Consider the following 12,784-nt stretch of genomic DNA (forward strand, 5'->3'; position numbering starts at 1 on the left):
GCAGGTCCCTGCCAGTCGGCCTTACGGTACTCTCCATCCGGCGCCTTCGAACCTCCCGAGTAGCCTCGGACAGTAGACGGGGTGGCGCTTGCCGAGGGTGACTCAGATGCCAAAGCGGTCTCGCTCGGTGCTGCGGAGGCGGTGGCTGCCGCCTCGTTATTTGCCTGCTGGCCACACGCCGCAAGCAGGGCGCCCAAGCCCACAAGGGCGCTGCTACCCAACAGGGTACGGCGATTGAAAATGGTCGAATCCATAGAAGATACGCTCCTATCATCGGTGACGGTGTGATATATGTGCATGTCGGGCCGCTTTTCACAGGTCAAGCTGACCACCGGAAGGAAAACAGCCCCGTAGCGCACCCAACAAACGCATCAATGCGTTATTGAACACTACAGTTACCACCCTACCGCATCTTTGTGTCTATTTGCGTTGCTTTGAGTGCAATAGTATCTGAACGTCATTATTCGGACACATCAATGCTTTATGTATCAAATAAATCTACACTCATGGAGGCCCCGCCCCTGCAGAATTTGTGCCATAGTTTAGCGTCTTCGACCATGGTTTTTAACTACGACCAAAGACACTAACCTATGGCACAAATCCGCAACTCATGACCGGATCCCCATCTGTGACAGGTGGGCGGGTGGGCTACACGGCGAGCGCATACATGTCGCGAAGGGCCTCTTCCGCCTCGTCGATGGCGTATCCGCTCTGGCAGAGAGCATCGCAGCCGTTACCGTAGCGGAGGCCGGCGAGGAACTCGCGGTCGGTCACCTCCGGCAGGTACACCATGAGGTATTCGCCGTTGTCAGTGAAGAAGTCGTCAATATTGGCGGCATCCTGGCCGGAGTAGAAGGCGCGGAAGTCTTCGTCATTGCAGTAACCAACCGTGTACATGAGGGGCTCCTTTGGTCGCTCGGCGGAGAGGGCGAGAACGCGTCGTTGTTCTCTACCACCAAGGTACGGGGCGCCCCTGACAAGATAAGGGGCTGCACCGCCCGTGCCGGAGAAAATACACAAAAATATTGCGTGACGAGGGGTTTTCTGGAGGCGCACTCCCCCACGGAAGATTACGGAAGCAACGAAAACGAGCTGTAAATAGTGATGCTACAACGATGCAATAGCATCACTATTTACAGCTCGCCATCCATTAGACGGAGAATAATCTACCAAGAGATTGAATCATCGATATATTAACCACTAAATCTTGGCCCATATAGTAGAGCAACTATCAGAAAACTAGCGTTCAAAAATAAGTAAACACACAAAGTGAAAACAATAGATCTAACTACTACCCTTATAGGGGTTTTATACTTTCCTTTGTTGACCCTATTCACTTCATTCTCGATAAGGTCAATTTTTATAGAGTATGAAATTGCCCCAACGATTGCACCTACCACAGGAAGTACCGTCGTGATCAAACCAAAAGGATCCCTTTGGATTAAGGCAATTGTAAAACCAATAAACAACCCAATAGTCGTCCCCCTGCCCGCATAGTCAATAAAATCACGCATCTGGGAAAATAGATAGCCAGGTTGCCAACGCTTCTTAACCCAATAGTACTTTGCGATGATATTCTCTTCTTTAATGAGATTCAGGATATCGTCGTAGCTGACAGAATCCGCATATCTTATTTCCACTATTTCGGAGCAAAGATCCCTCAATGATATATAAACCTCCCGATATGGGTCACATTTGGGAGTAAGACCAGTCATTTTTTCTAGCTGAGCCAAGGAATCAATACAATGACTTTGCGCGATAGAGCTTGGTGTCTTTTCAGTACACTTTAGAAAATTTTGAACTTTATCTTTAAATTCGTTATCTACATCTTTGGGAGGAAATAGATGAAATGGGTGAGATATATTAAATGCAGTATTCTTTATTACTACCTTCCCAAATCGTTTAAGAGATTCAACTCTAGATTCTCTAGATATACCAAATTCTTTTAGAAGATTAGCAATTATTTCCCTCCTGGCAGCCGCATACCAATAATATCCAGTTGATTCAAGAATCACCCGAAAGATAAGGAATACATTCGCAACTACCAGCACAAGTGAGGTCACTGCTGCAATCATACCGAGGTTACCCATAGTCTTTTCCTTCCCAACTCTGCGAATTTCGGTGCTTCTGATTACAGATTAGAAAAGACCCCTGACAAGATAAGGGGTTGCCGCGCCTGCGCCTGCAGAATTTGTGCCATGGTTTAGCGTCTTCGACCATGGCTTTTAACTACGACCAAAGACACTAACCTATGGCACAAATCCGTAAAACCATGACTAGATCCCCATCTGTGACAGGTGGGCGGGCTACACGGCGGGTAACTGGTTGTTTCGATAGGTTAGTGTCTTCGCCGTGGGCCTTTAACCCGTAGTGAAGACACTAACCTATCGAAGGAGCCCCGGCCCGCCCCCATAGACAGCGAAAAGCCACATGTGTTTCGAAAAGCCACCAAAGAAGTGGCTTTTCGAAACACATGTGGCTTCTGGGCGTAGAAAAATATTTACGCTTCCGAGGGCTTCGCGCCGGTCAGGCGGTACGCCTTGTACACGCCCGTCACGTTACGGACCACGTTCAGCACGTGCTCCAGCATGAAGCGGTCACCCAGCTCCAGGGCGAAGCGGTCCACCACGGTGCGATCCTCTGAGGTGTGCACGCGCGCATCCAGAATGTTCACGCCCGACTCAGAAATCGCACGAATCAGGTCGCTCAGCAGGCCCTTACGGTCCAGCGCCTCCACCTGAATCTGCACACGGTACGTAGCGGTCGGCGAAGACGCCCACTCGACCGTGGTCACGCGCGGCTCCTCGTCAGCGTTACGCATGTTCGGGCAGTCACGGCGATGCACCGAAATGCCGTTGTAGCGGGTCACAATGCCGATAATGTCATCCGGCGGAACCGGGGTGCAGCAGCGCGCAATCTTCGTCAGCACACCCTCAGCACCCGGCACAATCACGCCGTTATCGCCAATCGCCTTGCGGGTCGACTTCAGCAGCGTCTCGTCAAAGTCGCTGACCTCAACCTCGGGTGCCGGCTCGTCGCCGCGGTGCACCTCAACGAGGGTGTCAATGACCTGCTTCGGCGCGATTTCGTGCTCACCAATCGCACGGTACAGTGACGCCACATCGTTCTTGTGCAGCAGCTGAGCCACCTGAGTCATGATCTCCGGGCTCATCATCTTCTGCAGCGGTAGCTCACTGTTGCGCATGCTCTTGGTGAGCATCTCGCGGCCTGCGAGCAGCGCCTCCAGGCGGCGTTCCTTCGCGAAGTACTGGCGAATCTTCGTGCGAGCGCGTGAGGAGCGAACGAACTTCAGCCAGTCCTCGCTGGGTCCGGCGTCTTCGTTCTTCGTGGTCATAATCTCCACGGTGGCGCCGGTGGGCAGGACCGTGTGCAGCGGCACGAGGCGGCCGTTGACCTTCGCGCCGACGGTGCGGTCGCCGACCTCACTGTGGATGGCGTAGGCGAAGTCCACGGGGGTGGATCCGTTGGGCAGGGCGATTGCCTCGCCGTTGGGGGTAAGGACCACGATTTCGTCGGTGTCAAGGGTGTCAGCGAGCGACTCGTAGAACTTCTCCGACTCCGGGTTGGAGTTCGAAATCTCGGCAATAGACTGCAGGATGCCGACGTTCATCATCGCCGAGGTCTGGGTGCCCGGCTCCTTCGGGTCCTTCGCGGGCGCGCCGCCACGAGCCGCGACCTTCTCGCCGCGCGATGCTGCCTTGTAGCGCCAGTGCGCCGCCACACCGTATTCAGCTTCTTCGTGCATCTTGTAGGTGCGGATCTGAATCTCAAGCGGCAGGTTGCCCGGACCGTACACGGTCAGGTGCAACGACTGGTAGTTGTTGTTCTTCGGGTTCTTAATGTAGTCCTTGAAACGGCCAGTCATCGACGGCCACAGAGACAGCACGTGGCCGAGGACGGTGTAGCATTCCGCCTCTTCCTCGACCATGATGCGCACGGCAAGGATGTCGTTAATCTCGTCGAAGCTGCGGCCCTTCGTCTTCATCTTCTGATGAATCGAATAGTAGTGCTTCGGGCGGCCCGTCACGGTCGCGTCGATGCCCACCTCTTTCAGGCGGTCCGTAATCTTGGTGCGCGCCTCGTTCAGGAACTTTTCGAGGGCGGGGGTGCGTTCGCCGACCATGCGCACCATTTCGGCGTAAATTTCCGGGCTCATGGCGGCGAAGGACAGGTCCTCCAGCTCCCACTTGATCGTGTTCAGGCCCAGGCGGTGCGCGAGCGGCGCGTAAATTTTCAGGGTCTCCTCTGCCTTCTTCGCGGCAGAAGCCTGCGGCACAAAACGCCAAGTACGGGCGTTGTGCAGGCGGTCGGCAAGCTTGATGAGCAGCACGCGGATGTCCTTGCTCATGGACAGCACGAGCTTACGAATCGTCTCGATGGAGGCGTTCTCGCCGTACGTCATCTTGTCCAGCTTGGTCACGCCGTCGACCAGGTAGGCGACCTCCTCACCGAACTCTTCGGTGAGCTGCTCCATCGTGTAGTCGGTGTCTTCCACCGTGTCGTGCAGCAGACCCGCGGCGAGCACGGGGCCGGTCGCGCCCATCTCCGCAAGAATCGCGGTCACCGCGACCGGGTGGGTGATGTACGGGTCGCCACTCTTACGCTTCTGACCCTCGTGGCAGCGGTTCGCCACCTCGTAGGCGCGCTGCAGCACCTGGATGTCCTCATCCGGGTGGTAGCGGCGTACGGCACGCACGACCGGCGCAATCATCGGGGAGAAACGGATGGTACCGCCGTGCGAATCGGACGCCTCCATCTTGCTGCTGCGGCCACCAAAAACGAGGCGGTTAGGCACACGCCCGCTAGCAGCCATGACACGGTGCGAGCCGCGCTTCCTCTTCGCATCAGACGAATCAGTTTCAGGCAGAGGAATCGGGCCAGCGGGCCGAACCGCGGGCTTCTCGGCGGTCCCTGCAGGGTTCTCAGCGTTGGTGTTCACGGCAGGTTCTGCACTCATTCCGGGCTCCTTTGGACGTAACAGCGATGACCTGAGCCCCCGAATCTGCTCGTCGTTGAAAGGCGTGGATGCGGGCGCGCAGTATCTTCTACCTTTATCCTACCCAGCACGCGGATATGAGCCAAAATATGCGCGTAAACTATGCCGCACTGTGACACATTAGACCTGTGAAATATTAGGCCGGCAGGAACAGACCAGCGGGTATAAGACCCCGGGCACGCTAAAGGGGAGCCGACACCTTTCGGTATCGACTCCCCTATCGTTAGCAACGCCAGTAGCGCTGGCGGAACGCTGGCTAACCGTTCAGGTTCACGCGGTGAATCTCAATGGTTGCACGTGCCGGCTTCTTAGCAGGCTTCTCGGTTGCCTTCTCGTCCTCGGTCGCCTTGTCAGCAGATTCCTCAGACTTCGCAGCCTTCTCAGCCTCGGCGGGCTCCTCCGAAGAGTCACCCTCAGCCTCGTCAGCATCCTCAGCGTCCTTGAAGCTGCCGCTCTCCACCTTCGCGGTGTGCTCACGAATCTGAGCCTCACCCAAACGCAGCGAAGCATACAGCGGCGCAGACACGAACAGCGTACCGAACATGCCCACCAGAATACCCACAAACAGCGACAGGGACAGGTCCTGCAGAGTACCCGCACCCAGGATGAACGCACCAATGAACAAGATCGCGCCCACCGGCAGAACACCCACAATAGCGGTGTTAATCGAACGGACCAGAGTCTGGTTCACCGCCAAGTTAATCTGCTCGGCAAAGGTCGTGTCACGGCGTTCCAGCACATCCTCGGTGTTCTCACGAATCTTATCGAACACCACCACCGAGTCGTACAGCGAGTAGCTCAGAATCGTCAAGAAACCAATAATCGCACTCGGAGTAATCTCGAAGCCGAACGCGGCGTACAGGCCAACCGTCACCACCACGGTGAAGAACAGGCCCGCAATAGACGCCAGCGACATCTTCCAGGTGCGGAAGTAGAACGCCATACCAATCAGCGCAAGCACCACAAACGCGACCAGACCCCAGAACGCCTGACGGGTCACATCCGCACCCCAGGTCGGGCCCACAAACGAAGAGGTCACGTCATTCTCAGACACGCCGTAACCCTCCTGCAGAGCCGCCTTCACCTGCAGAGTCTCATCATCGCTGAGCTTGCTCATCTGGGCACGAATCGTACCCGGCGCAATATTGGTCACGCGAACATCCGAAGCGTCCTTCGCCTTCTCGTGAATAATGCGCTCACCCGTAGCAGTATCAACGTGCGCGGTCTTCGAGACCACGAACTCCGAACCGCCACGGAAATCAATACCCAGATTGAAGCCGCCACCAACAGCCGGAATCAGAACCGAAACCGCCATCAGCACAGCCGCAAGCAGCAGCCACAGGCGGCGCTTACCCACGAAGGGGTACGAGCGGGCACCCGAATGCAGGTCATTACCGAAGCGGGCAAAAGCATTAGGTTTCACATCGGTAGCCATGCTTAGCTCTCCTTCTTCTCATCAGAAGCAGACTCGTCAGCCTCAGCGGCAGCACGCTCTGCACGGCGACGCTCAGCAATGCTCAACTGCTTCTCCTCCGGGCTGCGGAGGCGACCGGCACCACGGTACAGCGGCGTAGCGCCCAGCGACTCAGGCGACAGGCCCGAGTGGCGGTGACCCTCACCGAAGTAGCGGGTATTCGACAGCAGAGTCAGCATCGGGTGGGTGAACAGGTACACGACCACAAGGTCAGCAATCGCAGTCAAACCAAGGGTGAACGCGAAGCCCTTCACCGAACCGACCGATACCACGTACAGCACCACAGCAGCCAGCAGGTTCACAGCCTTCGACGCCAGGATAGTGCGGGATGCACGCTGCCAACCGTGGTTCACCGCCGACGGGATCGTGCGGCCCGCACGGATCTCATCACGGATACGCTCAAAGTAGACGATGAACGAGTCAGCCGTAGCACCAATCGCCACAATCAGACCCGCCACACCAGCCAGGGACAGGCGGTAGTTCAACGCCCAACCCAGCAGCGCAATCGCCTCATACGAAATGATGCCAGCCACAACCAGCGACATCATCGTGACAAAGCCCAGCAGACGGTACTGGAACAGCGAGTACACGAACACCAGCAGCAGACCAATCAGACCGGTCAGCAGACCCACACGCAGCTGCTCCGAACCCAGAGTCGCAGAAATCTGCTGCTCCGACTGGATCGTGAAGCTAATCGGCAGGGCACCGTACTTGAGCTGATCGGCGAGAGCCTTCGCCTCCTGCTCGGTGAAGTTACCGGTAATCTGCGGCTTGCCGTCAGAAATCACAGCCTGCGACACCGGGGAAGACAGCACCTTGCCGTCCAGCAGAATCGCGAAGCGGGCACGCGGATCATGTGCGTTCTGCGCACGAATCGCGTTCAGGCGAGAAGTAATGTTCTGGAACTTCTCACGAGCCTCATCGTTGAACTGAATGTTCACAGCCCAACGGCCCGTAGTCACGCCCTGGCCGCTCGTCTCCTGCGAGTGGCTCGCGGTAGAAATATCGCTACCGCTCAGCTCCACAGGACCCAGAATGTACTTCTCCTGACCGTCAGTGGAGCACGCCACCATCGGCTTAGTCGGGTCCGCACTATCGGCGTCCTCATTGCGTGCCGCGGTGCAGTCCTTCGCCTCGTACTGCTTGTACAGATCCGCAGTAATCCAGTTACGGTCCGAACCATTAGTCGGCTCCGCGGACGGCTTGGGCAGCTTATCGTCCGCAGTGCGGGCATCCTCAGCCACCGCAGTACCGGCACCAGAAAGCAGCACCGGGCGGAACGTCATATTTGCAGACGCCTGAATCAGCTGACGAGTCTCAGCGCTAATCGTTCCGGGAACCGAAACAACCACGTTATTACCCGAGCCGAAGGAGGTGGTAACCTCCGCCTCCGAAACGCCGGCACCATCAACGCGCTGACGAATAATCTCAACCGCCTGGTTCAACTGCTCCTGGGAGACGTTCTCATCCGAAGAGCCATTGACCTTCGGAGAAAGAATCATCTGAGTACCACCCGAAAGGTCCAGGGCGAGCTTCGGTGCCCAAGAACCTCCCGCGTAGGTGGTGCCGAAAATACCGGCAGCCATAACAACCATGAGCAGGACCATCGAGAGGAGCGCCCCTCGCGCGGCTGCAAGCGGTGAACGCTTAGCCATAATGTTCCTTCTTCGTGTGAATAGTATTGAGTGTTCTACAGATTCCGTAACGCGAAAACCCGACGCCGCTCACTGGGCGCCGGGCTCATACGCGCTGAATTACTTAGCAGTATCAGAAGAGGTATCGGAAGCGGGAGCTTCGGATGCGGTAGCCTCGTACGCGTCCTCGGTCAGGGGCGCTGCGGGGGCTTCATCCTCAACAAGGTTCAGGATCGCGTTCATGGACGCAGTAATCACAACGCCCTCTGCAATCTGAAGCTGCAGCTTGTTGTTCTCAAGATCAGTGCTGACAACGGTGCCGTAGACGCCGGAAGCAGTCATCACCTGATCACCGGGAACGAGCGCACGTCGCATTGCCTGCAGCGCCTCAAGCTGCTTCTGCTGGTTCTTCTTAGCGGAAGTAAAAATCCAAAAAATTGCAGCAAAGAAGACAATCGTCATGATGACGTTGATGAGGAAGTTAAGATCCATGGTCTCACTTTCACATCCGCACCCGTGCCGCTCACCGCGAGGGTTGAGCGTACCAGAAGGTGTGGAATCGTAGATACAGTACGTATCCATCCTACGCGAGAGCATGAGCTTTAGCGCCCCGAACCAGCGTTTTTGTGAGGTTAACCTGAGTTTTGGACTCTCTCGGCGTAATTTTATGTCACTGGTAAAGACCGGCAGAGCCCGACAGAGCCCAATGGAACCCGACAGCGCCTGCAGAACCGGTAGAAAAGCTGCCGCGCTTGCAGAAGAGCTACCGCCCCTGCAGAAACCGGGGTACAGAGAAGCCCGCAGGAGGCGGATACCTCCCACGGGCTACTACAGTGTTATCAGCTGGTGCCGACCTAAAGCTGATACGGATCTAGAGCTGAATCTCCGGCGCTTCCAAGCCGAGGTGCTCCCACGCCGCGGGCAGAGCCACACGACCGCGCGGGGTACGACCGATCAGACCCTCACGCACCAGGTACGGCTCAGCAACCGTCTCCACAGTCTCCGTCTCTTCACCCACCGCAATGGCGAGGGTGGACAGACCCACCGGGCCGCCGCCAAACTTGTGAATCAGCGCCTCCAGCACGGCACGGTCCAAACGGTCCAGGCCGCGCGAATCCACCTCGTACATGTCTAGTGCGGTTGCGGCATCACGCGCGTTAATGCGATCCACGCCGTTGACCAGTGCCCAGTCACGCACACGGCGCAGCAGACGGTTCGCAATACGGGGCGTGCCGCGGGAACGACCGGCAATCTCGGTGAAACCCTCGGAGGTAATCTGCATATCCATCAGACCCGCGCTGCGGCGCAGTACCAGCTCCAGCTCCTCCACCGAGTAGAACTCCAAGTGACCGGTAAAGCCGAAGCGGTCACGCAGAGGACCGGGCAGCAGACCCGCACGGGTCGTCGCACCCACCAGGGTGAACTGCGGCAGCTCCAGCGGAATGGAAGTCGCACCCGCACCCTTACCGACCACAATGTCCACACGGAAATCTTCCATCGCCATGTAGAGCATTTCCTCAGCCGGGCGGCTCATACGGTGAATCTCATCCAGGAACAACACCTCACCGGGAGTCAGCGAAGACAGAATCGCCGCCAAATCACCCGAATGCTGAATCGCCGGGCCGGAGGTGATGCGCAGCGGCGCCTCCATCTCTGCCGCAATAATCATTGCGAGAGTGGTCTTACCCAGACCGGGAGGGCCCGACAGCAGCACATGGTCGGCGCTACGGCCACGCATCTTCGAAGCCTCCAGCACCAGGGACAGCTGCTGACGCACACGGCGCTGACCCACAAAGTCATCCAGGGACTTAGGGCGCAGTGCCGCCTCAATCATCTTCTCTTCAGGCTCTTCTTCCATTGCCACGAGGCGCTGGGCGGGAGCTGAAGACGCCTGAGTGCCGGGCACCTGACCGGGAAAATACCCGCCGGAAACCAGGGACGCCGCGGGCTGCGGCTCATAGGGATTCTGGCTCATAGAATTCTTCTTTCACAAAAGTTTGAGTGGGATACGTCGAACAGGGCGCGCCGTTTAGTGGCGGCCCACCGTGTTCTGAGTACCCAAGGAGGCGAGCACACCGCGCAGAGCCACACCCACCGGCTCAGTTTCTGCGGCAGGGTTGTGCTGCACGTAAGCGTCAATAGCGGCGGAAGCGTCCTTCTCGCTCCAGCCCAGAGAGGTGAGAGCGTCAAGCACCTGCGGCTTCCAGACAATGCCCTGGCTCAGCGGCAGCTCATCGGTCTGGCCATCGCTGAGAATCAGCTTGCCGGCAAGCTCCAGCACAATACGGCGGGCACCCTTCGGACCAATACCGGGAACCTTCGTGAACGCCTTATCGTCACCGGTCGCCACGGCGCGCTCCACCTCAGCAGCAGTGTGAACACTCAACACCGCCAGAGCAATACGCGGACCAATACCAGAAACCGAAAGCATCATATCGAACACTTCACGCTCGGCAGGCTCCGAAAAACCGTAGAGAGTCATCGACTCTTCACGCACAATCATGGTAGTCAGCACGGTAGCTTCCTCACCGGTGCGCAGCTTGGAGAGAGTACGCGCAGTGGCGTACACGAGCATGCCGAAACCGTTCACGTTAATCACCGCATGATCAAGGCCCACCTGAGCCACACGACCGGTCAGGGATGCAATCATTTCTCTCCACCTTTCAACACCGCGCCCACAGATTGAGGCTCGCGGCAGTGTGCGGGCACCGGGAACTCCGGCACCCACAGAACGCACTCCCCCAGTTCAACGGGGAGACACTACAAGTATATTAGAATATTTCTTCTGAAATCAAGCATATATTCGAACTTCTTAGCGAATATACGCAAGCCAGTAGGAGGGGCGCCAGAGCCCACGAAAGCGCCTCTAGCGGCGAGCGCGCGCCTCCGCCTCCATCCAGGCACGCTGCGCCGGAGTCAACGCCCCGCCACGGCGAGCCTGCGCCGGGCGTGAACCCTGGTGAGTCTGCGTCTGCGCCGCCATGTTGATACCCGAACCGATGCCGCCGCCACGCCAGCCGTGACAGATCGCAATCGCCAGGGCATCAGCAGCATCGGCGGGTTTTGGCATGGAATCCAGCCCCAAAATGCGGGTCACCATGCGACCCACCGACGCCTTATCGGCGCGGCCGCTACCGGTCACCGCCGCCTTCACCTCCGAGGGGGTATGGAAGAACACCGGCACGCCGCGCATCGCCGCCGCAGAAATCACCGCGCCCGAAGCATGCGCCGTACCAATCACCGTGTTCACCTGCTCCTGAGCGAAGATACGCTCAATCGCCAGGGCATCCGGCTTATAGGTGTCGAGCCAGTGGGAGGCGGCGTTGAAAATCCAGAGAATACGCTGGTCCAGGGACTCCGCCGGGATCGTGCCGGCAACACCCACGTTCACGAAGTGCGCCTTACGGTCGGCGGTCATATCGAGCATGGAGAAACCGCAGCGGGTCAGACCCGGGTCAACACCCATGATGCGGGTTGCACCCGGCACGCGCTCCACGGCGGCGGCGGTACGGTTCTCACGCATGCTATCGCGTGCGGCAGGTTGAGCGGCGGTCATCATCTCCCCTTTCGACAAACTCCCTACAGAATCTCTAGATTCTAGCCCTTCAGAATCCTAGCACCCGGTACCGGGGTGTGCCACGAGCACGGTCACCGCGTAAACAATCACCGCGTGAACAGTCACCGTGCGCCCCGCGAAAAGTACCCAGCGCATCCCCAAAATAGCCCCAGACGCTAAGAAGCCACTCCCCCAACCAGCCACCCTACGGCGGCTCGGTTAAAGGAGCGGCTTCTTCAAGCATCAGATATCAGAATCCGAGTGATTACTCAGCTTCCAGCTCTGCCATGACCTCAGCAGAAACGTTAGCGTTCGAGTAGACGTTCTGAACGTCGTCGAGCTCTTCAATAGCGTCTGCCAGCTTCATGAACTTCTTAGCACCCTCAGCGTCCAGGTCAACCTGCATGGTCGGACGGAAGACCGGGTCGTCGTTGTTGTACTCCAGGCCAGCCTCGTCCAGTGCCTTACGGATCTCGGGCAGGTCGGTCGGTGCGGAAACAACGGTGAAGATATCGCCCTCGTCCAGAACCTCTTCAGCGCCTGCATCCAGAACAGCCATCAGAACGTCGTCCTCGGTCAGGCCGTCAGTCTTGGTGACCTCAGCAACGCCCTTACGCTCGAACAGGAACGCAACCGAACCCTGGTCAGCCATGGTGCCGCCGTTACGGGTCACAGCCAGGCGAACCTCAGACGCTGCGCGGTTACGGTTATCGGTCAGACACTCAATGTACAGAGCGGTACCCTGCGGGCCGCGTGCTTCGTACATAATTTCGGTGTAGTCAATGGTCTCACCGGTCAGACCAGCACCACGCTTGATTGCGCGGTCAATGTTGTCGTTAGGAACGGAGTTCTTCTTCGCCTTCGACACAGCCAGGTCAAGAGCGGGGTTACCAGCAATATCAGCGCCGCCCATACGTGCTGCAACTTCAATTGCCTTAATGAACTTCGCGAAAGCCTTCGCGCGCTTAGCGTCGATAGCAGCCTTCTTGTGCTTAGTAGTCGCCCATTTAGAGTGACCGGACATTCGTATCTCCCTTAGTCAAAACCTCCGTGCGGGCACGGCGAAACGTCCCACGCACCGTACTGTACTCACATAACTATAC

Annotated in this window: 10 protein-coding genes and 1 pseudogene; all 11 read right to left on the reverse strand. The window is 57.6% G+C overall.

Features of this window, described 5'->3' with window-relative positions:
- Positions 1 to 254 (reverse strand): annotated as a pseudogene (locus tag HMPREF2884_RS03885) (DUF6318 family protein); the annotation flags it as partial.
- Between the two features lie 394 nt (positions 255 to 648).
- On the reverse strand, positions 649 to 897 hold the full coding sequence (locus tag HMPREF2884_RS03890; RefSeq protein ID WP_070615793.1) for a hypothetical protein: 249 nt from the start codon (positions 895 to 897) through the stop codon (positions 649 to 651).
- Between the two features lie 296 nt (positions 898 to 1,193).
- Complete coding sequence (locus HMPREF2884_RS03895; RefSeq protein ID WP_070615795.1) at positions 1,194 to 2,090, reverse strand: hypothetical protein; 897 nt, start codon at positions 2,088 to 2,090, stop codon at positions 1,194 to 1,196.
- Between the two features lie 410 nt (positions 2,091 to 2,500).
- Entirely contained in the window at positions 2,501 to 4,978 is a 2,478-nt protein-coding gene (locus tag HMPREF2884_RS03900; RefSeq protein WP_070615796.1) for a RelA/SpoT family protein, read from the reverse strand.
- A gap of 295 nt (positions 4,979 to 5,273) precedes the next feature.
- Positions 5,274 to 6,452, reverse strand: coding sequence for a protein translocase subunit SecF (gene secF / locus HMPREF2884_RS03905; RefSeq protein ID WP_070615798.1), 1,179 nt, complete (start codon positions 6,450 to 6,452; stop codon positions 5,274 to 5,276).
- Between the two features lie 2 nt (positions 6,453 to 6,454).
- Complete coding sequence (secD, locus tag HMPREF2884_RS03910; protein ID WP_049338444.1) at positions 6,455 to 8,146, reverse strand: protein translocase subunit SecD; 1,692 nt, start codon at positions 8,144 to 8,146, stop codon at positions 6,455 to 6,457.
- Between the two features lie 99 nt (positions 8,147 to 8,245).
- Positions 8,246 to 8,617 carry a preprotein translocase subunit YajC gene (gene yajC, locus HMPREF2884_RS03915; protein WP_070615800.1) on the reverse strand — a complete coding sequence of 124 codons (372 nt, stop codon included), beginning with the start codon at positions 8,615 to 8,617 and terminating at the stop codon, positions 8,246 to 8,248.
- A gap of 379 nt (positions 8,618 to 8,996) precedes the next feature.
- Positions 8,997 to 9,983 carry a Holliday junction branch migration DNA helicase RuvB gene (gene ruvB / locus HMPREF2884_RS03920; protein WP_210398797.1) on the reverse strand — a complete coding sequence of 329 codons (987 nt, stop codon included), beginning with the start codon at positions 9,981 to 9,983 and terminating at the stop codon, positions 8,997 to 8,999.
- A 171-nt stretch (positions 9,984 to 10,154) separates the two neighbouring features.
- Positions 10,155 to 10,775, reverse strand: a complete 621-nt coding sequence (ruvA, locus tag HMPREF2884_RS03925; RefSeq protein WP_005505871.1) for a Holliday junction branch migration protein RuvA — start codon at positions 10,773 to 10,775, stop codon at positions 10,155 to 10,157.
- 216 nt (positions 10,776 to 10,991) lie between these two features.
- A complete protein-coding gene (ruvC, locus tag HMPREF2884_RS03930; RefSeq protein ID WP_070615803.1) occupies positions 10,992 to 11,681 on the reverse strand; it encodes a crossover junction endodeoxyribonuclease RuvC in 690 nt (229 codons plus the stop codon).
- Positions 11,682 to 11,946: 265 nt separating this feature from the next.
- Positions 11,947 to 12,705: a YebC/PmpR family DNA-binding transcriptional regulator gene (locus HMPREF2884_RS03935; protein ID WP_070615805.1), complete on the reverse strand. Its 759-nt coding sequence runs from the start codon at positions 12,703 to 12,705 to the stop codon at positions 11,947 to 11,949.
- Positions 12,706 to 12,784: the final 79 nt, after the last annotated feature.

It is taken from the genome of Rothia sp. HMSC073B08 (assembly GCF_001812975.1).
Classification (GTDB): Bacteria; Actinomycetota; Actinomycetes; order Actinomycetales; family Micrococcaceae; genus Rothia; species Rothia mucilaginosa.

Bases quoted from the DNA above. Each gene is read 5' to 3' on its own strand.
- secF (WP_070615798.1), bottom strand. From the start codon at position 6,452: ATGGCTACCGATGTGAAACCTAATGCTTTTGCCCGCTTCGGTAATGAC.
- ruvB (WP_210398797.1), bottom strand. From the start codon at position 9,983: ATGGAAGAAGAGCCTGAAGAGAAGATGATTGAGGCGGCACTGCGCCCT.
- yajC (WP_070615800.1), bottom strand. From the start codon at position 8,617: ATGGATCTTAACTTCCTCATCAACGTCATCATGACGATTGTCTTCTTT.
- ruvA (WP_005505871.1), bottom strand. From the start codon at position 10,775: ATGATTGCATCCCTGACCGGTCGTGTGGCTCAGGTGGGCCTTGATCAT.
- HMPREF2884_RS03895 (WP_070615795.1), bottom strand. From the start codon at position 2,090: ATGGGTAACCTCGGTATGATTGCAGCAGTGACCTCACTTGTGCTGGTA.
- ruvC (WP_070615803.1), bottom strand. From the start codon at position 11,681: ATGACCGCCGCTCAACCTGCCGCACGCGATAGCATGCGTGAGAACCGT.
- HMPREF2884_RS03935 (WP_070615805.1), bottom strand. From the start codon at position 12,705: ATGTCCGGTCACTCTAAATGGGCGACTACTAAGCACAAGAAGGCTGCT.
- secD (WP_049338444.1), bottom strand. From the start codon at position 8,146: ATGGCTAAGCGTTCACCGCTTGCAGCCGCGCGAGGGGCGCTCCTCTCG.
- HMPREF2884_RS03900 (WP_070615796.1), bottom strand. From the start codon at position 4,978: ATGAGTGCAGAACCTGCCGTGAACACCAACGCTGAGAACCCTGCAGGG.
- HMPREF2884_RS03890 (WP_070615793.1), bottom strand. From the start codon at position 897: ATGTACACGGTTGGTTACTGCAATGACGAAGACTTCCGCGCCTTCTAC.